This window comes from Leisingera sp. SA215, from assembly GCF_055902035.1.
In genome coordinates, this window is record NZ_JBVVXU010000001.1 from 259,866 (window position 1) to 286,295 (window position 26,430).

General features: G+C 63.2%; 19 protein-coding genes. 10 read left to right on the forward strand and 9 right to left on the reverse strand.

The annotated features are described in order from the left end of the window. Nucleotides 1-216: 216 nt before the first annotated feature. A complete protein-coding gene (locus AC0KW6_RS01255) occupies nucleotides 217-678 on the reverse strand; it encodes a peroxiredoxin (RefSeq protein WP_474033873.1) in 462 nt (153 codons plus the stop codon). Nucleotides 679-728: 50 nt separating this feature from the next. Between AC0KW6_RS01255 and AC0KW6_RS01260 the strand changes: the two genes are divergently transcribed. From AC0KW6_RS01260 to uvrA, 7 genes are all read left to right on the forward strand, one after another. Beyond that, the gene (locus tag AC0KW6_RS01260; RefSeq protein ID WP_474033874.1) at nucleotides 729-4,259 is read left to right on the forward strand and encodes a YhdP family protein; all 3,531 of its coding nucleotides are present in this window, start codon (nucleotides 729-731) and stop codon (nucleotides 4,257-4,259) included. 61 nt (nucleotides 4,260-4,320) lie between these two features. Then, nucleotides 4,321-5,406, forward strand: a complete 1,086-nt coding sequence (gene queA / locus AC0KW6_RS01265) for a tRNA preQ1(34) S-adenosylmethionine ribosyltransferase-isomerase QueA (RefSeq protein ID WP_474033875.1) — start codon at nucleotides 4,321-4,323, stop codon at nucleotides 5,404-5,406. Between the two features lie 166 nt (nucleotides 5,407-5,572). After that, nucleotides 5,573-6,847, forward strand: a complete 1,275-nt coding sequence (locus AC0KW6_RS01270) for an MFS transporter (protein ID WP_323780665.1) — start codon at nucleotides 5,573-5,575, stop codon at nucleotides 6,845-6,847. A 138-nt stretch (nucleotides 6,848-6,985) separates the two neighbouring features. Continuing rightward, complete coding sequence (locus tag AC0KW6_RS01275) at nucleotides 6,986-7,564, forward strand: DUF924 family protein (RefSeq protein WP_474033876.1); 579 nt, start codon at nucleotides 6,986-6,988, stop codon at nucleotides 7,562-7,564. Nucleotides 7,565-7,843: 279 nt separating this feature from the next. Further along, a complete protein-coding gene (lpdA, locus tag AC0KW6_RS01280; RefSeq protein ID WP_323780671.1) occupies nucleotides 7,844-9,238 on the forward strand; it encodes a dihydrolipoyl dehydrogenase in 1,395 nt (464 codons plus the stop codon). 149 nt (nucleotides 9,239-9,387) lie between these two features. After that, nucleotides 9,388-10,557: an MFS transporter gene (locus tag AC0KW6_RS01285; protein ID WP_474033877.1), complete on the forward strand. Its 1,170-nt coding sequence runs from the start codon at nucleotides 9,388-9,390 to the stop codon at nucleotides 10,555-10,557. A 279-nt stretch (nucleotides 10,558-10,836) separates the two neighbouring features. After that, on the forward strand, nucleotides 10,837-13,695 hold the full coding sequence (uvrA, locus tag AC0KW6_RS01290; RefSeq protein WP_474033878.1) for an excinuclease ABC subunit UvrA: 2,859 nt from the start codon (nucleotides 10,837-10,839) through the stop codon (nucleotides 13,693-13,695). 172 nt (nucleotides 13,696-13,867) lie between these two features. On the opposite strand, the gene AC0KW6_RS01295 is transcribed toward uvrA, so the two are convergent. From AC0KW6_RS01295 to AC0KW6_RS01315, 5 genes are all read right to left on the reverse strand, one after another. Further along, nucleotides 13,868-14,215 (reverse strand): hypothetical protein, encoded by a 348-nt coding sequence (locus AC0KW6_RS01295; RefSeq protein WP_323783926.1) that lies wholly within the window; start codon nucleotides 14,213-14,215, stop codon nucleotides 13,868-13,870. Nucleotides 14,216-14,313: 98 nt separating this feature from the next. After that, nucleotides 14,314-15,888: a Hint domain-containing protein gene (locus AC0KW6_RS01300; protein ID WP_474033879.1), complete on the reverse strand. Its 1,575-nt coding sequence runs from the start codon at nucleotides 15,886-15,888 to the stop codon at nucleotides 14,314-14,316. Nucleotides 15,889-16,083: 195 nt separating this feature from the next. Next, a complete protein-coding gene (mmsB, locus tag AC0KW6_RS01305) occupies nucleotides 16,084-16,959 on the reverse strand; it encodes a 3-hydroxyisobutyrate dehydrogenase (protein ID WP_474033880.1) in 876 nt (291 codons plus the stop codon). Next, on the reverse strand, nucleotides 16,956-18,002 hold the full coding sequence (locus AC0KW6_RS01310; RefSeq protein WP_474033881.1) for an enoyl-CoA hydratase/isomerase family protein: 1,047 nt from the start codon (nucleotides 18,000-18,002) through the stop codon (nucleotides 16,956-16,958). The genes mmsB and AC0KW6_RS01310 overlap by 4 nt, the downstream gene beginning before the upstream one ends. A 51-nt stretch (nucleotides 18,003-18,053) precedes the next feature. Beyond that, nucleotides 18,054-19,193, reverse strand: a complete 1,140-nt coding sequence (locus AC0KW6_RS01315) for an acyl-CoA dehydrogenase family protein (protein ID WP_474033882.1) — start codon at nucleotides 19,191-19,193, stop codon at nucleotides 18,054-18,056. Between AC0KW6_RS01315 and AC0KW6_RS01320 the strand changes: the two genes are divergently transcribed. Further along, nucleotides 19,084-21,246 carry an O-linked N-acetylglucosamine transferase, SPINDLY family protein gene (locus tag AC0KW6_RS01320; protein ID WP_474034203.1) on the forward strand — a complete coding sequence of 721 codons (2,163 nt, stop codon included), beginning with the start codon at nucleotides 19,084-19,086 and terminating at the stop codon, nucleotides 21,244-21,246. The genes AC0KW6_RS01315 and AC0KW6_RS01320 overlap by 110 nt on opposite strands. 117 nt (nucleotides 21,247-21,363) lie before the next feature. On the opposite strand, the gene AC0KW6_RS01325 is transcribed toward AC0KW6_RS01320, so the two are convergent. From AC0KW6_RS01325 to AC0KW6_RS01335, 3 genes are all read right to left on the reverse strand, one after another. After that, nucleotides 21,364-21,966 carry a L,D-transpeptidase gene (locus AC0KW6_RS01325; protein ID WP_474033883.1) on the reverse strand — a complete coding sequence of 201 codons (603 nt, stop codon included), beginning with the start codon at nucleotides 21,964-21,966 and terminating at the stop codon, nucleotides 21,364-21,366. Nucleotides 21,967-22,118: 152 nt separating this feature from the next. Further along, nucleotides 22,119-23,153 (reverse strand): fatty acid desaturase, encoded by a 1,035-nt coding sequence (locus tag AC0KW6_RS01330; protein WP_474033884.1) that lies wholly within the window; start codon nucleotides 23,151-23,153, stop codon nucleotides 22,119-22,121. 204 nt (nucleotides 23,154-23,357) lie between these two features. Further along, nucleotides 23,358-24,857: a CoA-acylating methylmalonate-semialdehyde dehydrogenase gene (locus AC0KW6_RS01335; RefSeq protein WP_474033885.1), complete on the reverse strand. Its 1,500-nt coding sequence runs from the start codon at nucleotides 24,855-24,857 to the stop codon at nucleotides 23,358-23,360. 136 nt (nucleotides 24,858-24,993) lie between these two features. Between AC0KW6_RS01335 and AC0KW6_RS01340 the strand changes: the two genes are divergently transcribed. After that, nucleotides 24,994-25,890: a LysR family transcriptional regulator gene (locus AC0KW6_RS01340; protein WP_474033886.1), complete on the forward strand. Its 897-nt coding sequence runs from the start codon at nucleotides 24,994-24,996 to the stop codon at nucleotides 25,888-25,890. A 55-nt stretch (nucleotides 25,891-25,945) separates the two neighbouring features. Further along, nucleotides 25,946-26,380, forward strand: a complete 435-nt coding sequence (locus AC0KW6_RS01345) for a CBS domain-containing protein (RefSeq protein WP_323781702.1) — start codon at nucleotides 25,946-25,948, stop codon at nucleotides 26,378-26,380. The last annotated feature ends 50 nt before the right edge of the window (nucleotides 26,381-26,430 follow it).

The window sequence follows — 26,430 nt, forward strand, 5'->3', positions numbered from 1 at the left end:
GTCTGCCGGGTTCACCTGATTTTGCCGCCGGAGTCCAGCGCGCAATGCAGGCGCGCTCCCGCCGCCGCGTCGGATCAGCGGGCTGATCCCCCTGGCGGCGTTGGGCATGGCAGCGCGCGATCCGCGCGCTGCGCGCCGCCCCGGCAGGGCGGCGCCGGGCCCAACCGGGGCGGCAGCTCTTGCCAAAGAGCTGCCAGAGCGGGCGGGAGTGCCGGATCAGAGCGCCCGGACGGCCTCCAGCACCTCGGCGACGTGACCGTCGACCTTGACCTTGCGCCAGATGCGGGCGATGCGGCCATCGGCACCGATCAGAAAAGTGGAGCGTTCAATGCCCCAGTGTTTTTTGCCATACATGGTCTTCTCCTTCCAGACGCCGTAGTCCTCGCAGACAGTGCTGCCGGAATCGGACAGGAGCGGCGTTGTCAGGCCATGTTTGGCGGTGAAATTCTCATGCTTCTTCAGGCTGTCCTTGGAAATCCCGAAAACGTGAGCGCCTGCATCGGCAAAGGCCTGCAATGCCTCGGAAAAGCCGATGGATTCTTTGGTGCAGCCGGGGGTATTATCGCGGGGATAGAAAAACAGCACCACAGGCGCACCCTGGAGGCTGGTCAATGCGACCTCACCGCCGCCACCGCGGGGCAGGGTAAAGGAAGGGGCGGGATCTGATACGTCGAGCATTGGCCTGTCTCCGGTCATTTGCGCAAATCACTGCGCGGCAAACATAACCCATGAGCAGCAAAGGGAAAGCTGAGATCAAACCTGCCGGCGACAATAACAGCGCTGCCGCCAAGGCGGTGCCGGTGCCGGGGCCCGGGGCGGGTCCTGACGTGCTGGCTGCGCGCGGGCCGGAGCCGGGCGTGGAACCAGGTGTGGAACCGGGGGCAGAACCGGGGCAGGCGGCTGCTGCGCGGCCTGTGCGCCGCCGCTGGCGGCTGCTGCGCGGTTGCATCTGGATGCTGGCGCTGCTGAGTTTTCTGGCCGCCGCTGCGGTCTATTTCGGGATCGGCACCCGGCTGGATGCGCCGGAGTGGGTGCGGAGCCGGGTGGAAACCCGGATCGAGCGGCATCTGAACGGGCTGCAGATCGAATTCGGCGCCATTCATGTGGTGGTGAACGAGGGTTTGCGGCCGCGGCTGAGCCTGAAAGATGTGGTGCTGCGGCACCCGGATGGCAGCCTGTTTGCGCAGCTCGCCGACGCCCAGGCCAGCCTGGCGATGCGGCCGCTGCTGCGCGGCAAGCTGCAACCCAAGCGGATTTCGCTCAGCGGGTTGTTCGCGGCCCTGCGGCGCAACAAGGACGGTTCTTTTGCGATCAGTTTTGCCAGCGGCGGGTTGCCGTCGCGGCAGGCGGACACCCTGGCGGAGCTGATCGCGCAATGGGAGAGCCAGCTGCAAAAGCCGGTGCTGGCCGCCCTTGCCGGCATCGAGACCAGCGCCCTGACGCTGTCCTACACCGACGACCGGCTGGGCCGCGGCTGGACACTGGACGGCGGCCGGATCGGATTGAAACGCGCCGGCAGCACGGTGTCCCTGTCGGCGGTGTTTTCGGTCCTGAGCGGGCGCGGCGATGTCGGCACGGTGGAGGCGAATTACACCTCGGAGATCGGTAGCCCGGGCGCGGAGTTCGGGGTACTGGTGTCGGACATCGCCAGCGAGGATATCGCCCTGCAAAGCCCGGCGCTTGGCTGGCTGGGGGTGCTGCGGGCGCCGATTTCGGGGTCGCTGCGCGGCGAGGTGTTCAGCGACGGCGGGATTGCTCCGGTGCAGGCCAGCCTGCGCATCGGCGAAGGCGCGATCCAGCCGGCCGCCCAGACCCGGCCGGTGCCGATCACCGGCGCGCGCAGCTATTTCACCTATTACCCGGCGCAGCAGCTGCTGAAGTTCTCGGAGCTGAGCGTGCAGAGCGGCTGGGGCTCCGGGGTGATGCAGGGGCAGGCGCGCCTGGCCGGGGTGCAAAACGGGCAGCTGACCGGGCTGGTGGGGCAGCTGCGGTTTTCCGATCTGGAACTGAACCCGCGCCGGCTGTTTGAAACGCCCGTCAAATTTCCCGGCGTTGATGCGGATTTTGATCTGAGCCTCAACCCGTTCCGGCTGCGGCTGGGCGAGATGCTGGTGCGCGACGGGGACAGCCGCATTCATTTCGACGGCGATATCGGCGTTGGCCCCGAGGGCTGGGACTATGATCTGAACGGCAGCGTCGATCAGGTTTCCGTTCAGCGGGTCAAGGAGCTGTGGCCGGAACCGCTGGCGCCGAATCCGCGTCTTTGGGTGCGGGAAAACCTGCGGGACGGAGCGGTGCGCAATGCCGGGTTCCACATGCGCGGGCGCGGCAGCGGCAAGCCCTTTGTCAGCCTGGACCTGGCCTTTGACGGCGCCGAGGTGGTGTTTCAGAAGTTCATGCCGCCGGTGCGCAGGGCCGCGGGGCAGCTGAGCCTGTACGGGGAGCGCTTTGTGGTGACGGCCTCTGGCGGCACGGTGACGGCAGACCAGGGCGGCGCGGTGGAGGTTGCCGGAACCTCGTTCATCATTCCGGATGTGTCGGCCAAGGACGGCACCCCCGGCATTGCCCGGATCATGGCGCGCGGCTCGGCGACGGCGGCGCTGTCGCTGCTGAACCGGGAACCGCTGCGGGTGATGGACAAGGCCAGCCTGCCGGTGGATCTGGCCGAGGGGCAGGTGGAGGCGACGGGCACGCTGGCGCTGCCGCTGCAAAAACGGGTGCCGGTGGACGAGATCCTGTATCACTATCAGGGCAGGATCCGCGCGGTGGAGAGCCGCGCGCTGGTTCCCGGCCATGTGGCGGCTGCAGCGGAGCTGGAGGTGACGGGCAATCAGAGCCAGGTCCGGATCAGCGGCAAGGGCAGCCTGTCGGGGGTGCCGCTGACGGCCGCCTGGCAGCAGCGGATCGGCAAGGACGCGCCGCCGGACAGCCAGGTGGAGGGTACCATCGAACTGTCGGCGCAGGCAGTGGAGGCGTTCAACCTTGGCCTGCCGCCCGGGGCGGTCTTTGGCACGGGGCAGGGACGGTATTCGGTGGATCTGTCCCCGGGGGCGCCGCCGCGGCTGGAGCTGCAGTCGGATCTGGCCGGGCTTGGCCTGCGGATCCCGCAGATCAGCTGGCGCAAGGGCGAGGCGGCAAAGGGCGAGCTGTCGGTGACGGCGCTGCTGGGCGGGACCGCCACGGTAGAGCAGCTGCAGTTGCAGGCGCCGGGGCTGGCCGCCACCGGCCAGGTGGCCACGCGCGAAGGCGGCGGGCTGGATCAGGCGGTGTTCTCCTCAGCCCGGGCGGGAGACTGGTTCCGCGGGTCTGTGACGTTCCGGGGACGCGGTGCCGCGCCGCCCGCGATCGAGGTGACCGGCGGCCGGCTGGATCTGAACCGTTCGCCGTTTTCGGCAACCTCAGCCAGCGGCGGCAGCAACGGCGGCAGCGGCGCTTCGGGCCCGATCACCCTGCGGCTGCAGAACCTGCAGGTGACAGACGGTATCGGGCTGCAGAATTTCCAGGGCCGGTTTTCAACACAAGGCGGCATGAACGGCGAATTCACCGCCCGGCTGAACGGCCAGACCCCGGTGGCGGGCACTGTGGTGCCGCAGAACGGCGGCACGGCGGCCCGGATCCGGGCCAATGACGCGGGCGGGGTGTTCCGCTCGGCCGGGATGTTCGAGCATGGCCGCAGCGGCAGTTTTGACATGACGCTGATCCCGGCCGGCAAGCCGGGCGAATATGACGGCACTGTCAATGTGCGCAATATCCGGGTGCAGAACGCGCCGTCGATGGCGGCGATCCTGAATGCGATCAGCCTGGTCGGGCTGCTGGATGAGATGACCGGCCAGGGCATCCTGTTCACCAGCATGCAAGGGCGGTTCCGGCTGGGCGCCTCGCATCTGATCCTGCATCAAAGCAGCGCGGTGGGCCCGTCGATGGGGCTGTCGCTGGATGGCAATTATGATCTGAACAGCCGCCGTCTGAACATGCGCGGGGTGATATCTCCGGTGTATCTGCTGAACGCCATCGGGCGGGTGCTGTCGCCCCGCGACGGCGAGGGGCTGATCGGTTTCACCTTCACCCTGCGCGGCACGGCGGATGATCCTGCGGTCGCGGTCAACCCGCTGGCGGGGCTGGCGCCAGGGTTCCTGCGCGAGATTTTCCGCGGGCCGGCACCGAAGGTGCCAGGCCAGCAGCGCGCCTTCACGGCTGAAGAAGACGCCGCGCAAGAAGAGCGCAAGCAGATCCAGACACCGCGGGGCGCCGACAAGTGACCCTGACAAACGGCAAAAAACACCGTAGATTTCCCCTGCAGCACAGCCTATAGCGCGCGACATGAAACTGAGTGATTTCGACTTTGACCTGCCCGACGATCTGATCGCCACCCGGCCTGCCAATCCGCGCAGCGCAGCGCGGCTGCTGGTGGCTGCCGGCGGGGATTTGCATGACGGGCAGGTGACCGATCTGGTGCGCTGGCTGAACCCCGGCGACCGGCTGGTGCTGAACGACACCAAGGTGATCCCGGCGCGGCTGAGCGGGCTGCGCCACCGGGACAGCGCGCAAGGCGCTGTGGCGGCCAGGATCGAGGCGACGCTGCTGGAGCCGCGCGCCGATGGCACCTGGGCCGCTTTGCTGAAACCGCTGAAAAAGATCAAGCCGGGGGAAGAGATTGTGTTCTCCGCTGATCTGAGGGCCACGCTGGAGGCGGTTTCCGAAGGCCAGGGGCATCTGCGTTTCAATCTGAGCGGCACCGGGTTTGATGCGGCGCTGGCCGAGGCCGGCGCGATGCCGCTGCCGCCCTATATCGCGGCGAAACGCGCGGCGGATGAGCAGGACAAGACCGATTACCAGACCGTCTGGGCCCGCAACAGCGGCGCGGTGGCGGCCCCGACCGCGTCGCTGCATTTCGATGCACCGCTGCTGACGGCGCTGAAGGCGCGCGGGGTGGAGGTATCCTATGTCACCCTGCATGTGGGCGCGGGCACCTTCCTGCCGGTCAAGGTCGAGGATGTGACCACCCACCGGATGCACGCCGAATGGGGCAGGGTGAGCGATGAGGCGGCGGCGGAAATTGCTGCCACCAAGGCCGCTGGCGGGCGGGTGATCCCGGTCGGCACCACCGCGCTGCGGCTGATCGAAAGTGCGGCGAAGGACGGCCAGATCCACCCCTGGGAAGGCGATACCGATATCTTCATCTATCCGGGGTTCGGATTTCAGGTGGCGGATGCGCTGATGACCAATTTCCACCTGCCGAAATCGACCCTTTTGATGCTGGTGTCGGCGCTGATGGGGCAGGAGGAGATCCGCCGGATCTATGACCACGCCGTCGGCAACCGCTACCGGTTCTTTTCTTATGGCGACGCGTCGCTTTTGATCCCGGCGAAGGCGGATACACCTCAGAAAAGCGGCGAAAAGTCGTAGACAAGCGCCGCAGCCATGGCCCCGGACCGTGCAATCCGGGTCATGAAATTGAAACCTGAATCAGCGAAACCGGCCAACCGAGCCTTGATCGCCCGGACATAACATTCAAATGTGATGGCAGCCCGTCCCTTGTGGAGGGCTGCTTTGCTTTCAAAGGAGGCATGAAATGCTGCAGGTGCTGTCGAGCGCATGGGCGCTGCTCTTGGGTATGATGCTGCTGATGGTCGGCAACGGGCTGCAGGGCACCATGCTGGGGGTGCGCGGCGAGCTGGAAGGGTTTTCCACCTTCGAGATGTCGATCGTGATGGCGGCCTATTTCGTCGGCTTCCTGGGCGGCTCGCGGCTGGCGCCGGAGATGATCCGCCGGGTCGGCCATGTGCGGGTGTTTGCGGCGCTGGCCTCATTCATTTCGGCCGTTATGATCCTGTATCCGGTGCTGCCCAGCACCATTGCCTGGGGCCTGGGCCGGGTGATCATCGGCTTTTGCTTTTCCGGTGTGTATGTGACCGCGGAAAGCTGGCTGAACAATTCCGCCGACAACTCCAACCGCGGCAAGGCGCTGTCGCTTTACATGATCGTGCAGATGGTCGGCATCATCGCTGCGCAGGGGCTGATTCAGGTCGGCGATCCTGCCGGTTACGAGGCGTTCATCATCGCCTCGATCCTGGTTTCAATCTCCTTTGCGCCGATTCTGCTGTCGATTTCGCCGACCCCGGCGTTTGATACCACCAAACCCATGACCCTGCGCGAGATCATGCGGATTTCGCCGTTGGGCTGTGTCGGCATGTTCATTCTGGGCGGCGTGTTTTCCGCCCAGTTCGGGATGAGCTCGGTCTACGGCGCAGCTGCGGGCCTGAGCCTGGGCAACCTGTCGCTGTTCATCGCAACCTTCTATATCGGCGCCACCATCCTGCAGTATCCGCTGGGCTGGATCTCGGACCGGATGGACCGGCGGCTGCTGATCCTGATGGTGGCTGCCGCGGGCGGCTGCGGCGCTGTCGTGGGCTTTATCTACGGCACCGATTTCAAGATGCTGCTGGTTTCCGCCTTTATCATCGGCGGGCTGTCCAACCCGCTTTATTCGCTGCTGATCGCCTATACCAACGACTACCTCGAGCATGAGGACATGGCAGCGGCATCAGGCGGGCTGGTGTTCATCAACGGGCTGGGCGCCATTGCCGGCCCGATGATCACCGGCTGGCTGATGAGCGACGCGGTGTTCGGCCCGGCTGGCTTTTTCGTGCTGATTGCGGCGCTGATGTTCCTGATGGCGGTCTATGCGGCCTACCGCATGACGCAGCGCGCTGCGACGCCGGTTGACGAGACCGGGAGCTTTGCGCCGATGTACCCGAGCTCGACGCCTGTGGCGGTCGAGTTTGCCCAGGAATATGCCATCGAGACCGAGCTGGAAGAGCAGGAAACCGCCGCCGAGGAGAATTGATTGCGCTAACCAGCCGGAATAGTGAGGATTATTTCACACAGAGGGCTTGCCTGTCGCAATTTGTGACCCAAGGTTACTTGTAAAGGGTATGTAAAATGGCCTGAAGTTAGGGTCAGGAAAAACTTGGAGTTACGACCGATGACTGGTCCCGAAGAGATACTTGCGTTCTGGCTCGACAAGGTTGGGGAAAAAGGATGGTATCTGCAGGATGACGCGCTGGATCAGGAGATCCGCACGAAGTTTCAAAAGACCTGGGAGGAGGCCTGCGAAGGCAGATTCTCCTTCTGGCTGACCTACCCCAGCGGCACCCTGGCCTATATCCTCCTGATGGACCAGTTTCCCCGCAATATGTTCCGCGGCGAAGGCAAGGCATTCGCCAGCGACCGGGCGGCGCTGTCGGCGGCCAAGGTGGCGATCAACAAGAACTGGGACAAGAAGATCGACGAGCCGGCACGGCAGTTCTTCTATCTGCCGCTGATGCATTCCGAGAACCTTTGCGACCAGGAGCGCTGCATCCGGCTGATGCTGGAGCGGATGCCCAGGACCGGCACCAGCAACCTGCTGCACGCCCGCGCCCACCGCGAGGTGATCCGCCAGTTCGGCCGCTTCCCCTACCGCAACGAGGCGCTGCGCCGCGCCAGCACCGCGCCGGAGCTGGATTACGTGATGGCGGGCGGCTATGGCGAGACCGTGCGGCGGGTGCAAGCGGCCGGCTGAGCCCTCCTCGGCAGACCTGAACCGATCCGATTGAAAACGCCGCGTCCTGCAAGGGGGCGGCGTTTTCTATTGCACACCGCCGGCTTCTGCCGGGCCGCTGCGGTTTCCCGGAAAAGGAAAAAAATATACTGGCGGGATCTGTGCCTGCGGCATAGCCTGATCCGGCGGCGTGGCGCTGTTTTTGCAAAGCCGCTTCGCCGCGGCAAAGGATGATTGCAGTGCGAAAATAATTAGTTTAATGGTAAACTAGTTTTTGATCCAGTTTGGCGAGGAACAACCATGGCCGCAGAAACCTATGACGTGATCGTAATCGGCGCCGGACCGGGAGGCTATGTTGCCGCCATCCGTGCAGCACAGCTGGGGCTGAAGACCTGTATTGTCGAACGCGAACACATGGGCGGCATTTGCCTGAACTGGGGCTGTATCCCGACCAAGGCGCTGCTGCGCTCTTCCGAGGTGTTCCATCTGATGGAGCGGGCCAAGGATTTCGGCCTGAAGGCCGAGAACATCGGCTATGACCTGGACGCGGTGGTGAAACGCTCGCGCGGGGTGGCCAAGCAGCTGTCTTCGGGCATTGGCCATCTGATGAAGAAAAACAAGATTGCCGTGGTCATGGGCGAGGCGTCGATCCCGGCCAAGGGCAAGGTGTCGGTGAAAACCGATAAGGGCACGCAGGAGCTGGCAGGCAAGCACATCGTGCTGGCTACCGGCGCGCGGGCGCGCGAACTGCCGGGGCTGGAGGCGGATGGAGATCTGGTCTGGACCTACAAACACGCGCTGCAGCCCGTCCGGATGCCGAAAAAGCTGCTGGTCATCGGATCTGGTGCGATCGGCATTGAATTTGCCAGCTTTTACAACACGCTGGGCGCCGACACCACAGTGGTCGAGGTGATGGACCGGGTGCTGCCGGTGGAAGACGCGGAGATCTCGGCCTTTGCCAAGAAGGCCTTTGTCAAACAGGGCATGAAGATCATGGAAAAAGCCATGGTCAAGCAGCTGGACCGCGGCAAGGGCAAGGTCACGGCCCATATCGAAGTGGGCGGCAAGGTCGAGAAGCACGACTTCGACACCGTGATCTCGGCCGTGGGCATCGTCGGCAATGTCGAGGGGCTGGGGCTGGAGGAACTGGGCGTTAAGGTTGACCGCACCCATGTGGTGACGGATGAATACTGCCGCACCGGGGTTGATGGGCTTTTTGCCATCGGCGACATCGCCGGCGCGCCCTGGCTGGCGCATAAGGCGTCGCACGAAGGCGTGATGGTGGCCGAGCTGATCGCGGGCAAACACGCGCATCCGGTGAAACCCGAGAGCATTGCCGGCTGCACCTATTGCCAGCCGCAAGTCGCAAGCGTCGGCTATACCGAGGCCAAGGCCAAGGAGCTGGGCTACGACATCAAGGTCGGCCGCTTCCCCTTTATCGGCAATGGCAAGGCGATTGCGCTGGGAGAGGCCGAGGGCATGGTGAAAACCATCTTTGACGCCAAGACCGGCGAGCTGCTGGGCGCCCATATGGTGGGCGCCGAGGTGACCGAGCTGATCCAGGGCTATGTGGTGGGCCGCCAGCTGGAGACCACCGAGGAAGACCTGATGAACACCGTGTTCCCGCATCCGACGCTGTCCGAGATGATGCATGAATCGGTGCTGGATGCCTATGACCGGGTGATCCATATGTAAGCTGCCCGCGCAGCGGAAGTTTGACAGGCGGCCTGTGACGGGCCGCCTTTTTCTTGGGCGGCCGGTTTCTTGGACCGCCGGGCTCTGGCCTGCGGGCGTGGTCCGGGGTAACCAGATACGGCACAAGGGAAACAACAGGGGCAGCTGCCATGACGGCATCCGGAAGCACCCGCTGGGGGCTGATCCTGGCGGTCTGGGGCGCGGGGCTGGGGGCTGCCGCGCAATACGGCAAGATCTCGGTGATTTTCGGCCGGATGGGCGAGCTGTATCCGCAGGCGGGCAACGCGCTCAGCTTTTCGGTGTCTCTGGTTGGGACGCTGGGTATTTTGCTGGGGGCGGTTGCGGGGCTGTATGCGGCCGCCTTTGGCTACCGCCGCACGCTGGTCTGGGCGCTGTGGACGGGGGCCGCGGTATCTGCCCTGCAGGCGCTGCATCTGCCGTTCGGCCTGTTTCTGGCGTCCCGCGTGGCCGAGGGGCTGTCGCATCTGGGCATCGTGGTGGCCGGGCCGGTGCTGATAGCGCAGCTGAGTTCGGACCGGAGGCGGGGGCTGGCCATGACCCTGTGGAGCACCTTCTTTGCCGTGGCCTTTACCCTGCTGGCCTGGATCGGCGTGCCGCTGGCCCGTGCCTGGGGGCTGCCGGCGCTGTTTGGCGCCCATGCGGCGGTCATGGCGGGGCTGGCGCTGCTGCTGGGCTTTGCCTTGCGCGATGTGCCGGTTCCGCACAGGGCGCCGCTGCCGCGGTTGCGGCAATTGCCGGCGCTGCATCTGCCGGTCTACCGCTCGCCTTGGGTTTCGGCGCCGGCCGCGGGCTGGCTGTTTTACACCTGCTGTTTTGTGGCGGTGCTGACGGTGATCCCGCCTTATATCGCCGCGGACATCCGCGCCGTTGTGCTGGGGGCAATGCCGCTGGCCAGCATTGCGGTGTCGATGACGCTGGGGGTGTATCTGCTGCGGTTTCTGCCGGCGGTGCGGCTGGCGCAGCTGGGGTTCCTGGCCTGCGCCGCCGCCGCCCTGTGGCTGTGGGCCATGCCCGGCACGCCGGCCGCCTGCATTGCCATGGCGGGGGGCATGGGGCTGGTGCAGGGCGGATCTTTTGCCGCGGTGCCGCAGCTGAACGAAAGTGCCGCGGCGCGGGCGCAATCCAGCGGCGCGATGGCGCAGATGGGCAATCTGGGCAACACAATCGGAACCCCGCTGATGGTGCTGGCCCTGTCCGGCGGCGGCTTTGGCGGCATGATGGCTGTTCTGCTGGTGCTGTTCCTGAGCGGTGCTGCGGTGCATGGTCTGCTGTCAGCGCGGCGGCGGGCGATGGCATGAGGCGGCGCTCCCGCCGGTCACCGGTCCCCGTTGCGGGCACCGTCTCCCGTTGGGCATGGCGCCGCAAGCGGCGCGCCGGAGTCCTTGCGGAAGCCGGTCCGGCCAACGCCGGTTTTCCGGTTTGATCCGGGTCCGGTGCCGCCTGCTGCCAGCTGCTGTCAGCAAAGTTTATCCCGTTCGCGCTATGTTCTCTTTAAGGGCTTGGCGTTTCCCGGTGCATTCCCTATCTGTAGGGCGGGCGTTTGCTGCTGGTTTGGCAGGCGCGGGTACGGGGGCATTATGGCTGAGCTGAAATCGATCGAAGTGCGCGGCGCGCGCGAGCATAACCTGAAGAACATCGACGTCGATATTCCGCGTGATGAGCTGGTGGTGATCACCGGCCTTTCCGGCTCGGGAAAGTCGTCACTGGCGTTTGACACCATCTATGCCGAAGGCCAGCGCCGCTATGTGGAATCTCTCAGCGCCTATGCCCGGCAATTCCTGGACATGATGGAAAAGCCGGATGTGGACCATATCAGCGGTCTGTCCCCGGCCATCTCGATTGAGCAGAAGACCACCTCGAAGAACCCGCGCTCCACCGTTGGCACGGTGACCGAGATCTATGACTATATGCGGCTGCTGTTCGCCCGGGCAGGCACGCCCTATTCCCCCGCCACCGGCAAGCCGATTGAGGCGCAGCAGGTGCAGGACATGGTCGACCGGATCATGGAGATGGAGGAGGGCACCCGCGGCTATCTGCTGGCGCCAATCGTCCGCGACCGCAAGGGCGAGTACAAGAAGGAATTCCTGGAACTGCGCAAGCAGGGCTTTCAGCGGGTGAAGGTGGACGGGGCGTTCTATGAGCTCGATGAGCCGCCCGTGCTGGACAAGAAGTTCCGCCATGACATCGACGTTGTTGTCGACCGGCTGGTGGTGCGCGAGGGCATGGAGACCCGGCTGGCGGATTCCTTGCGCACGGCGCTGGATCTGGCCGATGGCATCGCGATTCTGGAAACCGCGCCGCGGGAGGGCGATCCGGAGCGGATTACTTTTTCCGAAAACTTTGCCTGTCCGGTCAGCGGCTTCACCATCCCGGAGATCGAGCCGCGGCTGTTTTCCTTCAACGCGCCGTTCGGGGCCTGCCCGGAATGCGACGGTTTGGGGGTGGAGCTGTTCTTTGACGAGCGGCTGGTGGTGCCGGATCAGAGCCTGAAGGTTTATGACGGCGCGCTGGCGCCCTGGCGCAAGGGCAAATCGCCCTATTTCCTGCAGACCATCGAGGCCATCGCCAAACACTACCAGTTCGACAAGAACACAGTCTGGAAAGATCTGCCCGAGAAGGTGCAGCAAGTGTTCCTCTATGGCTCCGGCGAGGAAGAGATCATGTTCCGCTATGATGAGGGCGGGCGGGTGTATCAGGTGGAGCGCTCCTTTGAGGGCGTGATCCCGAATATGGAGCGGCGCTACCGCGAGACGGATTCGAACTGGATCCGCGAGGAATTCGAGCGCTACCAGAACAACCGGCACTGCCACCATTGCGAGGGCTACCGGCTGCGCGACGAGGCGCTGGCAGTAAAGATCGCGGGCGTGCATGTCGGCCAGGTGGTGCAGCTGTCGATCCGCGAGGCGCTGGCCTGGATCGAGGATGTTCCGAACCACCTGAGCCCGCAGAAGCAGGAGATCGCGCGGGCCATCGTCAAGGAGATCCGCGAACGGCTGGGATTTCTGAACAACGTGGGGCTGGAGTATCTGACCCTGAGCCGCAATTCCGGCACCCTGTCCGGCGGCGAGAGCCAGCGGATCCGGCTGGCGTCGCAGATCGGCTCGGGCCTGACCGGGGTATTGTATGTGCTGGACGAGCCCTCTATCGGGTTGCACCAGCGCGACAACGACCGGCTGATCGGCACCCTGAAGAACCTGCGCGACCAGGGCAATACGGTGATCGTGGTGGAGCATGACGAGGACATGATCCGGCAGGCGGATTACGTGTTCGACATTGGCCCCGGTGCCGGGGTGCATGGCGGCGAGGTGGTCAGCCACGGCACGCCGCAGGCGATTGCCGCCGATGCCGGCTCGATCACCGGGCAGTATTTGTCAGGCACCCGCGCGATTGCGGTGCCACCCAAGCGGCGCAAGGGCAACAAGAAGAAGATCAAGGTGGTGAAGGCCACCGGCAACAACCTGAAAGAAGTAACGGCGGAGTTCCCGCTGGGCAAGTTTGTCTGCGTGACAGGCGTGTCCGGCGGCGGCAAGTCGACGCTGACCATCGAGACGCTGTTCAAGACCGCCTCGATGCGGCTGAACGGCGCGCGGCAGACCCCGGCACCCTGCGAAAGCATCAAGGGGCTGGAGCATCTGGACAAGGTGATCGACATCGACCAGCGCCCGATCGGGCGCACGCCGCGGTCGAATCCGGCGACCTATACCGGCGCCTTCACCCCGATCCGCGACTGGTTCGCGGGGCTGCCGGAGGCGAAGACGCGGGGGTACAAGCCGGGGCGGTTCTCGTTCAACGTCAAGGGCGGCCGCTGCGAGGCCTGCCAGGGCGATGGCGTCATCAAGATCGAGATGCATTTCCTGCCCGACGTCTATGTAACCTGCGAGACCTGCAAGGGCGCGCGCTATAACCGCGAGACGCTGGAGATCAAGTTCAAGGGCAAGAGCATCGCAGATGTGCTGGACATGACGGTGGAGGATGCGCAGGAGTTCTTTCAGGCGGTGCCCGCGATCCGTGACAAGATGGATGCGCTGATGCGGGTGGGCCTGGGCTATATCAAGGTGGGCCAGCAGGCGACCACGCTGTCGGGCGGCGAGGCGCAGCGGGTGAAACTGTCCAAGGAGCTGGCGAAACGCTCGACCGGGCGGACGTTGTATATTCTGGACGAGCCGACCACGGGGCTGCATTTCGAAGATGTGAAAAAGCTGCTGGAAGTGCTGCATGAGCTGGTCGAGCAGGGCAACTCGGTGGTGGTGATCGAACACAATCTGGATGTGGTTAAAACGTCCGACTGGATTATCGACATCGGCCCCGAAGGCGGTGACGGCGGCGGCGAGATTGTTGCCGCGGGCACGCCCGAAGCCGTGGCGGATGAGCCGCGCAGCCACACCGGGCGCTATCTGAAGGACATGCTGCAGACCCGGAAAGTGGCGGCGGAGTAAGCGGCAGGGGCGCTGCGCCGCCAGTTTGGATGGAGAGGGGCGCTGCCCCTTTTGGCCTTCGGCCAATTCACCCCGGAGTATTTCCGGCCAGAAAGAAACCGCGGCAGCGCCGGGCCGCCCTGTTCGGGCGGCGGCGCGGCTTCGGGCGGCCGTCAGATGACGGCGCAAGCGGTCAGTCTTCCAGTTTTGCCACCGCGCCGATCAGGCGCAGAACCTTCTGGGTCTCGCGGTTCACCTGGTAGACATAGCCGCCGGCCCGGACATAGCTGCCGTAAGGGTCCGGGGCCCATTCGCCGGGGTCCCCGATCCAGATATATTCGTCCAGAATATGGTCGCCGCGGCGGTAGAACTTCTTGGCTTGACCCGGCGGCACGCAGCGCGAGGAGGTCTTGGCCAGGCCGGCCGGGCAGTGCAGGAGTGCCTTTTCCGCCTTGTCCTGGCCATTGCCGGCAGCAAGCGGAATAGCCACTGCGCAGGCGGCGGCGAGAACAACGATGGAAACAATATAACGGCGTACCATTTACGGCGGCTCCTTTCTTGGTCGTCTTCGGCATAACGGGCCGGGCGCAAAATCCAAGAGTGCTGTAAACCAAGCGGCGGCGGCCCGCCTGCGGCCGCTCACCCAGCGGCAAGAACCCGCGCTTCATGGCTGCGCAGGGCCAGCCGCACGGCAGTTCCGTAACCGCGCCCGGTTTTGGTGCAGAGGTCCGGAAACAAATCGCGGATTTCCGCCAGCGTTCCGGAATCAAACCCTGCGGCTGTTTGCGGGCCGGGCTGGTAGCTTTCGCTGAGGGCGCCGTCGGCCCAGACAAGCTGGTGGCGGCCGAACAGCAGGTGGACATATTGCGCTGCCTGCATGTCCAGCGCGGGGCGGATGGTGCTGTCGTTCACCAGATCCTTGGCCTTGACCAGAACCTCGTCCTGGCCGAACAGCAGCTCGGCCTTGTGGCCCCTTACCAGCATCCGGTGCTGCGGCGACACATAGAGGTCGCGGGTGTTGCCGCAGCTGCCCCTGGCAAAACGGATCGGAGCGGTTTGCGGCGTGCATGCAACCGTCCGGCTGCCGGTCCATTGCAGGGTCTGAGGCCCGTTGTCGTAGGTCAGAACCTTCATGCCGGGGCGCAGATCCTCAACCGGGATCTCGCCGCCGGGCACCCGGATCATGGTGCCGCGCAGGAAACAGGGCACTGTCTGGTTGATCTCGACCAGGCCGGTGTCCGAATTGCCCAGGCCAGTGTCCGCTGTGTAATTGAAATAGACGGTTTCCAGGTCGCCGTCCGTGGCCACGGTCAGTGTGCCGTCGGCATTGAGGGTGATCTGCTGGCCGGTGGCCAGGGTGACGGTGCCGCCGGCTGAAACCGCCTGATCGTTGATATGGGTGATCGTCAGCGTGCCGCCGGTGGAGATGCTGTCATTGTCCAGAACATCCACCACACGGGTCTTGTTGATGGCGATGTCTTCGTGGTCATCCTGCGCGACCACGGCTGTTTGCACCGACCCGCCGGCAATCAGCAGGTTGGTATCATAACTGCTGTCCACGGTATCGGCGACGCCGATCTTGAGGGTGTTTATCTGGCCTGCATTCACCGGGGCGGCAAAGGTCAGGGTGATGGTGAACCCGTCCATTTCGGTGTTGTACTGATCACCGGTGTTGTCGACATAGATGTTTTCGGTGCCATCGTTGATATTGCCGATCGAGGCAGTGCCGTCGCCGATGGAGACCTGCGCCTCGACCCCGTTCACCCAGACACCGACCACGTCATTATATTGCGAGGTGGCGAACTCGGGGTATTCCTCGGAGGACAGCACAAAGTCGATGGTCAGAAGATCGCCGTCCGGGGTGAAATCGATTTCCAGGAAAGAGGCGTCGCGGGTGGCGGCCCCGGCCAGGGCGTTGAAATCGGCGTCATTGTTGACGCCGGTGGTATTGCTGCTGGTGTTGCTGCGGACGTTTGTGTTGGCGGTGCCGCTGCTGTTGGTAAAGTCGCGCGCATAGCCGGTTGACAGGATCACGCCGGACTCCGCGGGTGCCACGCCGGGGATGGTGGTATCGGCGCCGGAATAGATGCCGGAGGACAGTCTGTCGCCGCTGTAGCTGGCGCTGGTCACAGTGACGCCGCCGCCAAAGATTTCCTCAGCCATCTGGGTGGCTGTCGCGGAGGAGTTGATGTTCAGTTCCGTCGCCGTGGCCATGTCGGACAGCCCCCCAGTGAGCAAAGATTAATATTCCCTTAACGGATTGCTGGGGAACTGGGACGGAATTGTGGCAAGCTGGCGTCGAAATCCTGAAGTTTATTCAAATTTTAGAGGGGCAGGGCCGGGCGGGGAGGCGGCCCGGGACAGGCCGCCTGAGAGGTGCTGGATTTCAGCGCGGTGAGGGCGCTGGTCTCAGCCGTCGCGGCTGCGCTTTTCAAACCGGGGCAGCATGGCGGAGAAATCCATGCCCTTGCCGTCTTCCTCTTCGACGAAGCGCTTGTAAAGCGCCATCGCCAGTTCGCCCATCGGGGTGTCGGCATCCGCGCTTTCTGCTGCCTGCTGGCTGAGGCCCAGATCCTTGAGCATCAGTTCAGCCGCGAACCCAGGCTGATAGCCGTTGTCGGCGGGCGACTGCGGGCCGACGCCGGGGGCCGGGCAGTAGGCGTTCATCGACCAGCTGTAGCCGGAGGAGGTCGAGACCACGTCGAACATCTTCTGGCGGTCGAGGCCCAGCTTGTCGGCCAGCGCAAAGGCCTCGCAGGTGGCGATCATGGTGACGCCGAGGATCATGTTGTTGCAGATCTTGGCAGCCTGGCCGGCGCCGGCCGCGCCGCAATGCACCGCCTTTTGGCCCATGATATCGAACAGCGGTTCCGCGGCCGCGAAGGCGTCAGCCGAACCGCCGGCCATGAAGGTGAGCGTGCCGCCGGCCGCGCCGCCGATGCCGCCGGAGACGGGGGCGTCGACGGACAGAAGCCCTGCGGCTTTGGCCTGTTCGGCCACCGCACGGGCAGAGTCCACATCCACGGTGGAGCAATCGATAAAGGCAGCACCTTTGGTCATCGCCGGAATGACTTCAGCGGCAACAAGGCGCAGGATGGCGCCGTTGGGCAGCATGGTGATGACGGCATCGGCGCCTGCTGCGGCCTCGGGGCCGGACGCGGCCATGGTCACGCCGTCGATGCTGACGTCGGCCATGTCGAAGCCGGTGACCTGATGGCCGGCCTTCGCCAGATTGGCAGCCATCGGCCCGCCCATATTGCCAAGCCCGATAAATCCGATTTTCATGCGAGTTCCTCCTCAAATGTCAGCGCATCCGCGCCGAGCGGCGCCAGCATGTCCGCAACCGCCTGTGCCGGTACCGGCTGGCCTGCGTATTGCCACTGCGGATTGCGGTCCTTGTCAATGATCTGGGCCCGGATGCCTTCCAGGAAATCGCTCTTTTCCATGGCGCGGAATGTGTAGCGGTATTCCAGGTCCAGCGCCCGGCGGATGGCCGGGCCATCGGCACGCAGGCGGCGCAGCATTTCCAATGTGCAGGCCATCGACAGCGGCGAGTTCCGCTTCAGCGATTTCAGCGCGGCCGCGGCAAATTCGCTGTCCTCGGCCTGCAGGCCTTCCAGGATAGCCTCCAGGCTGTGCTTGCCGAAGTGCTTGGCGGTGTCGCCGCGGACTGCGCGCAGCTTGCCCTCCGGCGCGGCCCGGGCGGCATCCTCCACCAGCTTGGCACTGCCGGTTTCCTCCAGCGCGGCGATCAGCGCGGGCCAGTTTTCCTGCGGCACAAAATGGTCGGCAAAGCCCGCAAGGATTGCATCTTCCGCTCCCATGCGGGCCGCGGTCATACCAAGGTATTCGCCCAGGTGGTCCGGCGCCAGCGCCAGCATCAGCGAGCCGCCCACATCCGGCACCAGGCCGATGCCCACCTCGGGCATGGCGATCTGGCTGGTCTCTCCAACAACCCGGTGGGTGCCGTGGCAGCCGATGCCGACCCCGCCGCCCATGGTGAAACCCTGCATGAAGCTGATCACCGGCTTCTTGTATTCAAAAATCAGCGCGTTCAGCCGGTATTCATCGCGCCAGAACCTGCGGCCATAGGAGTAGTCGCCCTTGGTGCCGGTGTCATAAAGCTCGGCAATGTCACCGCCGGCGCAAAACGCCTTATCGCCTTCGGCGTCGATCACCACCAGCTTGACGCTGGCATCCGTTGCCCAGTTGCGCATGGCGGCGTCGATCGCCATGCACATCTCATAGCTCATCGCGTTCAGCGCCTTGGGGCGGGTGAAGGTGATACGGCCGGCCTGGCCGGATTTGCGGATATGGATATCACTCATCCTAGGGGCTCCATCAGGTTTATGCGCCTCGGCAGGGCATCTGGGTACAGGTTACCCTGCAATCAGCTGGCGCGCGACGATCAGGCGCATGATCTCGTTGGTGCCTTCCAGGATCTGATGCACCCGCAGGTCGCGGACGATCTTTTCGACGCCGTAGTCAGCCAGATAGCCATAGCCGCCGTGCAGCTGCAGGCAGCCGTTGGCAACGTCAAAGGCGGTGTCGGTGACCATCAGCTTGGCCATGGCGCAGAACTTGCCGGCGTCATGGGCGCCGGTGTCCAGTTTCCACGCCGCCTGGCGCAGGAAGGTGCGGGCGGCCTGCAGTTTGGTCTCGTATTCCGCCAGCCGGAACTGCAGCGCCTGGAACTGGTCGATGGATTTACCGAACGCCTTGCGCTCGGACATGTATTGCACGGTCTGGTCCAACGCCGTCTGGGCGCCGCCTAGGGCACCTGCCGAAATGTTCAGCCGTCCGCCGTCGAGGCCTGCCATCGCGTAGGAGAAACCGCGGCCTTCCTCGCCGATCAGGTTGTCTGCCGGGATATGGCAGTCGTCGAATTGAACCTGCGATGTGGGCTGCGCCTTCCAACCCATCTTGTCCTCCAGCGCACCGAACGACAGACCCGGGGCGCCGTCCTCGACCACCACGGTGGAGATCCCCTTGGGGCCGTCCGCGCCGGTGCGGCACATCACCACATAGGCGTCGGAGTAGGAGCCGCCGGAGATGAACGCCTTGGTGCCGTTCAGCGTGTAGCCGTCATTGGTCCGCTCGGCGCGGGTTTTCAGCGCTGCCGCATCCGAGCCGGAACCAGGTTCGGTCAGGCAATAGGAGAAGATCTTGTCCATCGCGCAAAGCGCGGGCAGCCACTTCTGTTTGGTCTCGTCCGAGCCGAACTTGTCGATCATGCCGCCGCACATGTTGTGAATGGACAGGAACGAGCCGATTGCCGGGTCCGCCATCGCCAGCGCCTCGAACACCAGAGTGGCATCAAGACGGCTGAGGCCGGAACCGCCGTATTGCTCGGAGACATACAGCCCGCCGAAGCCAAGCTCTGCCAGCCGCGGCCACAGGGATTTGGGGATGGTGCCGTCTTTTTCCCACTGCCGGGAATGCGGCGCGATGTTTTCCTGGCCGAATGCATGGGCCATGTCGAATATGGCCTGCTGTTCCTCAGTCAGTGCGAAATCCATAAGCAGCTCCTCCCGTCGCTCAGATGAATTGAACAGTTGTTTATTTAATAGCGGGCGCGCGGAGCTGAGGCAAGCTGCGCAAATGCAAAGCCGCCGTGCAGGATTGCTGCCGGGCGCAGGAGGGCCGGCGGCGCTGATGAGGAGAAAATTAAGAAACTTCGGCGACACTCTGTCTCAAACAGCCGGCGTGCAGGTGAATCCTGCAGGACGTATCCAAAAAGGAGTTCAATCAGTGTCGAATTCAGGCGCTCAGCATTTTCTTGCTTCCGAAGCTACCGCCAAAACGGAGAATATCCTTCCTGAGGTTCTGTCCGCCAACGCGCGTGCGGACCTTGCCCTTGGCCTGCGGCACGGAATGGTGCGCCAAAAGACTGGAACACCTCAGGAACAGGCCTTGGTGCTGCACGGCCGGGCGCGGAATCTTGTTTTGAAACGGCAGTTCACAGATGCCGAATATCTGCTGCGTCAGGCGTTGGAGCTGGATGACAAGAACCGCATGATCCATGCTGCGCTTGGCGAGGTGCTGGAACTGACAAACCAGCACAGCAAGGCGCTGCTTGTGCATCTTGATGCTCTCCGGCTCGTCCCTTCGAACTCAAACAGCCTGTCGTACATCGGCAGCTATCTGATGCGCATTCATCAGGACGAAGAGGCAATCAACTATTTTGAGGCGGCTGTCCGTTTTAATCCCAATAATGCTACCGCGCTATCAAGGATGCTGTTTCTGCAGCGAAGGCGGTGCGATTGGAGCGATCTGGGCAACCGGGAGAAAAGGCTGAAGCTGTTCAAAGAAACAGATGTGGTTGTCGATCCGTTTGCTTTTTTGACTGTCGCAGACGATCCCGAATTGCAGAAGAAATTTTCCATCAAAGCCGCGCAAACGCATAAAACAACTGCGTCAGAGGTGGAGTTTGCCCGGCCTCGGGCAATCGGCAGAAAATTACGGCTCGGGTATTTTTCGAACGACTTTTTCAATCATGCCACGATGTTCCTGATGGGACGTCTGCTGGAAATGCATGACCGTGACCGGTTTGAAGTCTTTATCTACGACTATGGTCAGGCAAATGACCAGGAAGGGCGGCAGAGGGCTGAAAACGCAGCGGATGTGTACAAGCAGGTCGCTGACAAGGAAAATGACGAGATCGCGGCAATCGCGCGCGAGGACGGGCTTGATATCGCCGTGGATCTGAAGGGTTACACGAAGGATAACCGGCTGAATATCTTCAACAACCGGCTGGCCCCGGTACATGTGGCTTATCTGGGCTATCCGGGCACCAGCGGTGTCAAGGAGATGGATTACATGGTGGCTGATCCGGTCACGATCCCGGGTCCGATGCGGAAATTCTATACCGAGAAAATCCTTTATATGCCGGACTGCTATCAGGCAAATGACGACAGGCGCTCCGCCTCGGAAAACAAACCGTCCCGTGCAGATGCCGGTCTGCCGGAAGACGCGTTTGTGTTCTGTTCTTTCAACAATGCCTACAAAGTGTCACCGGATGAATTCGACATCTGGATGAAGCTTCTGAAAATGGTGCCGGACAGTGTCCTTTGGTTCTACGGCAACGAAGATGCCATCCGGACCAACATCATCAGAGAAGCAAAGCGGCGCGGTATCAAATCCGACCGGATCATCTTTGCCGGATTTGCAGACCAGAAAGACCACTTGGCCCGTCTGCCGCTGGCCGATGTCTTCCTCGACACCTTTGCGGTAAACGCCCACACCACAGCAAGCGACGCGCTGTGGGCCGGGGTGCCGGTTGTCACCAAGATCGGCAAACAATTTGCCGCACGCGTTGCCTCCAGCCTGCTGCACAATGTCGGCATGGAGGAACTTGTCGCCAGCACGCCGCAGAAATACCAGGCGCTTGCGCTTAAGCTGGCGCGCGATCCGGCCTATCTGGCAGACGTGAAGGCACGGGTGAAAAGCGGCATTGCAACCGGTCCGCTGTATGACACGGAGAAATTCACCCGGAATTTTGAAGCGCTGATGGAAAAGACTGTTGAACGCTTTAATGCGGGTCTGAAGCCGGATCACATCAGCCTGACCTGATACCAGGTTTCAGAACGCAACGGAGCGCAGCTGAATCCGCGCTCCGTTTGTCTTGCAAGTTGTCTTGCAAGTTTTGAACCGGATCTTCCGGCTGCAGCAGCCGGAGCTGGCTTGGAACTACAGAATCCGCACCTGGGTGCCGATTTTCACCAGCTCATACAGTTCTTCGACGTGCTGGTTATAGAGTCCGATGCAGCCGGAGGAGCTTTGCCGTCCGATCTTGCGGGTGTCATGGGTGCCATGCACCAGATAGGCCGGCCAGTCCAGATACATCGCGCGGGTGCCCAGCGGGTTGCCCGGCACGCCGCCCTCGATGCGCCGGGGCAGGCTGGGGTCGCGTTCGCGCATGTTCTGAGTCGGTGTCCAGCTTGGGTTCTCCCGCTTGCGCACCACTTTGGTGTAGCCGCGTTTGGTCAGATCCTCGGACATCGGCACCGACGAGGGGAACAGCCTGTAGGTCTCATCGTCCGGCCCCCAATAGTGCAGCGCGCGGGAGCTGATATCGGCCAGCAGACAGCCGCCGCCAAGCGTATCGAAATGATCCCGCCAGTCCTGCTGGGTGAAGGCGGATACGTTGCGCTGCACCGGCAGTTCTTCGCGGATGGCCGGTTCGTCCTGCGGAAAAGCGTCTGTCGATTGCGCCCGCAAGAGGGACGGCGTGGCCAATGAGGCGCCAAGGCCCATCAGGGTGGCGCGGCGGGTGATCTTGAATATGGTCATTTTTTCTCAACCGTTCTGCTCGGAAACTCTGCGTCAAAATATGCAGATGCACAGGTTTTGCTAGGGGCTGGAATGCGGAATCGCGGTGCCTCACAAGCTTGTGAGCGGTGGACGGCGGAAGGCCGCCGCCCGAACCACCGCCCTATGCGGCGTCAGGAGTAAAGCGGCCGGGCCTGGGCGAAGGACAACAGGCGCTTGCTGTCTTCGTCCCACAGATGCAGCCGCGCATTGGCCAGGCTTTCCCGGATGGTCATCCGGTTGCCTTCAGCCAGTTCCGCATGGTCGCGCAGCACTTGCGGAAGGCGGTAGAACGGGATGCGGCTGTACAAGTGGTGCACATGGTGAATGCCGATATTGGCGCTGAGCCATTGCAGCACCGGCGGCAGAACATAATGCGAGCTGCCGTGCAAAGCGGCGTCATGCAGCTGCCACTCTTCCTCGCTTTCCCATTGGGTGGTCTCAAACTGGTGCTGCACATAGAACAGCCACAGCCCGGCGGTGGCAGCAATCAGGGTCGCAGGCAGGAAGATCAGCAGCAGCGGCATCAGCCCGCCGAAATACCAGATTACGGCAAGCGCCGCCACGATGGTCAGATTGGTGCCCATGGCGCTGATCCAGTAGCGGCTCTGGTTCATCAGCCCATAGGGCAGGCGGTTCTGAAAAAAGAACAGATAGCCGGGCCCGATTGCGAACAGGGTGACCGGATGGCGGTATAACCGGTACATCAGCCGGCCCCAGCGCCCCTCGGCGCGGTATTCGGCCACCGTCATGGTGTGAATGTCGCCCATGCCGCGCTTGCCCAGGTTGCCATGGGTGCTGTGGTGGATCGAATGGGTGCGGCGCCAGACATCATAGGGTGTCAGCGTCAGCACCCCGATGATCCGCCCCACCCAGTCGCTGACATGGCGGTTGGCGAAGAAAGAGCCATGGCCGCAGTCGTGCTGGATGGTGAACAGCCGCAACAGAAAGGCCGCAATCAGCACCGAGATTGCCAGTGTCAGCCAGTAGCTGACCGACAGCGACCACCAGGCCAGCCCCCACAATAGCACAAAAGGCACCACCGTGACCGCCAGTTCAAAGGCGCTGCGCCAGGGGTTCGGGTCCCGGTATTGAGCCAGGATCTTGACCCAATCACGTGCTGATTTCGTGGCCGTCGCCGCCTGCTCGGTGGAATTGGGAATGCTCATTCGCCTGCCGTTATAGTTCTGTTATCGACCGGATAGACTACCAGCCGCGCGGAGCAAGTAAAAAAAGGACGATTTCAAACAAAAGCCCCGCCGCCGTGGGGCTTTGGCAGCAGTCGGCTTGGGGGCGGCAAAGGCCGGTCTGCAGCCGGAAATGACAAGACCCCGGCGCTGCCGGGGTCTTGATAGTGGTTTCAGAGCAAGCGGTTAGTCCATCGCCTTGAAGTTGAACTCGCCGCCTTCCTTGATGCCCGAGGGCCAGCGGGAGGTCACCGTCTTGGTGCGGGTGTAGAACTTGAAGCTGTCGGGGCCGTGCTGGTTCAGGTCGCCGAACATCGATTTCTTCCAGCCGCCGAAGGTGTGATAGGCCAGCGGCACCGGAATCGGCACGTTGATGCCCACCATGCCGATGTTCACGCGGCTGGCGAAGTCGCGGGCAGTGTCGCCGTCGCGGGTAAAGATCGCCGTGCCGTTGCCGTATTCGTGATCCATCGCCAGCTTCAAGGCTTCCTCGTAAGTGCCTGCACGGACTGTGGAAAGCACTGGGCCGAAGATCTCCTGCTTGTAAATGTCCATGTCCGGGGTCACCCGGTCGAACAGATGCGCACCGACAAAGAAGCCGTCCTCGTAGCCCTGCAGTTTGAAGTCGCGGTTGTCGACCACCAGTTCCGCGCCTTGATCAACGCCGGACTGGATCAGACCCAGGATCCGCTCTTTGGAGGCTGCGGTCACGACCGGGCCAAGATCCACGTCGTCGCCTGCGGTGTAAGGGCCGACTTTCAGCTTCTCGATGCGGGGGATCAGCTTTTCGATCAGCTTGTCGGCGGTTTCTTCGCCCACCGGCACCGCAACCGAGATCGCCATGCAGCGTTCGCCGGCCGCGCCGAAGCCTGCACCGACCAGCGCGTCGGCGGCCTGGTCAAGATCGGCGTCGGGCATCACGATCATGTGGTTCTTGGCGCCGCCGAAACACTGCGCCCGTTTGCCGTTGGCGGTGGCGCGGGAATAGATGTACTGGGCGATCGGGGTGGATCCCACAAAAGACACGCCCTGAATGATCTCGCTGTCCAGAATGGTGTCAACCGCTTCGCGGTCGCCGTTCACCACCTGGAACACGCCTTCGGGCAGGCCGGCCTCGACAAACAGCTCGGCCAGCATCAGCGGCACAGAGGGGTCGCGCTCGGACGGCTTCAGAACCACGGCGTTGCCGCAGGCCAGGGCCGGACCGACGTGCCACAGCGGCATCATCGCGGGGAAGTTGAACGGCATGATCGAGCCGACAACTCCCAGCGGCTGACGCATCGAATACATGTCGATGCCGGGGCCGGCGCTGTCGGTGAATTCACCCTTCAGCATCTGCGGCGCACCAACGCAGTATTCGATCACTTCCAGGCCGCGCTGCAGGTCGCCCTTGGCGTCGGGGATGGTCTTGCCGTGCTCGCGGCTCAGCGCCTCGGCGAGCTTGTCCATGTCGCGGTTCATCAGGCCAACCATGGCCATCATCACCCGGGCGCGTTTCTGCGGGTTGGTGGCGCCCCAGGCCGGCTGCGCGGCGGCGGCCTTTTCGATGATCTCTGTAGTTTCCGCAGCGCTGGCCATCGGGCACAGATACTGCACTTCGCCGGTTGCGGGGTTGAAGATATCGTCAAAGCGGCCCGAAGTGCCGGAGACCAGTGCGCCGTTGATAAAGTGGCCGAGTTCTTTCATCGGATCCTCCTCTGTTCAAGTTGCATCCATCCTAGGCTTGCAAAAATCATCGGAAAAGGGGAAAGATTTCAAAGAGGCTTTGCAGGAACGCAAAACGTTAACGCAACGTTAACGGCAAGACGGAGGACCCGGCCCGATGGATCCGCAGTGGGATGATATGAAAGTGTTTTTGGCGGTGGCCCGGGAGGCGAGCCTGTCGGGCGCCGGCCGCACCCTCAAAATGGACCCGGCGACGGTGGGGCGGCGGGTGGCACGGTTCGAGGCCGCATTGGAAACGCCGCTGTTTGTAAAATCGCCGCAGGGCTATGCGCTGAGTGCAGCAGGCGACCGGCTGCTGGCCCATGCCGAAGCGGCAGAACAGGCGATGCGCGCCGGCACCGAGGCGCTGAGCGGCCCCAGCGACACGATGTCCGGCCAGATCCGCATCGGCGCGCCGGACGGGGCGGCCAACTACCTGCTGCCGCAGGTCTGTGCCCAGATTGCCGAAGACAACCCGGATCTGGATATCCAGATCGTGGCCCTGCCGCGGGTGATCAACCTCAGCCGCCGGGAAGCGGATATGGCGGTGACGGTCAGCGCGCCGACAGCGGGCAAGCTGCTGGTGCAGAAGATCTGCGATTACCGTCTGCATTTGGTCGCCTCGCGCCATTACCTGAAAGATCGCCCGCCGATCGAAAAGCTGGAGGATTTGAAAGGCCATAAGATGATCGGCTATATCCCGGACATGATCTTCGACAAGGAACTGGATTACCTCAATGACATCGGGGTGGAGCGGGTGGCGCTGGCGTCGAATTCCGTGTCGGTGCAGATCAAGATGGCGGCGCAGGGCACGGCGGTCTGCATCGCCCATGATTTCAGCCTGCCGGCCCACCGGATGCTGCGCAAGATCCTGACCGATAAGGTCAGCCTCAGCCGCAGTTTCCATCTGGTGCGGCACCAGGGCGACCAGCGCAGCGAGCGGCTGAACCGGTTTGCCCATGCGTTGTCTAAAGGCATCCGCGACGAGGTTGCCCGGCTGGAAGCCTTGACTTGAAGCTGCGTTGCGGCACACTTAATTATACCGCAATAAAGTTACGGAGGTGCGCAGCATGCTTGTTCAGGAGATTTTGAAGTCCAAGGCCGGTTCCGGTGTGGTCACCGTCTCGCTGCATGCAAGCGTTGCCGAAGCTGCAAAAGTCATGTCGGAGAACCGTTTCGGCACCGTGGTGGTTTCAGCTGACGGCGAATACCCGGACGGCATCCTCTCCGAACGCGACATTGTGCGGGAATTGGCCAAAGCGGGGTCCAGCTGCCTGGACAAGCCGGTCAGCGGCTATATGACGCGCGAGCTGGTCACCTGCACCAGCCAATCCAATGTGGGGCAGATCCTGAAGCAGATGACCGATGGGCGGTTCCGCCACATGCCGGTGGTCGAGGATGGGAAACTCATTGGAATCATAACCCTCGGGGATGCAGTGAAAGCGCAGCTTGCACAGGTGGCGATGGAGAAGAACGCCTTGCAGGACATGATCATGGGGCACTGAGCCGCGGGGCGGGGTCCGTATTTCTGCCCTCTTGCAATGAGGGCAGCAAA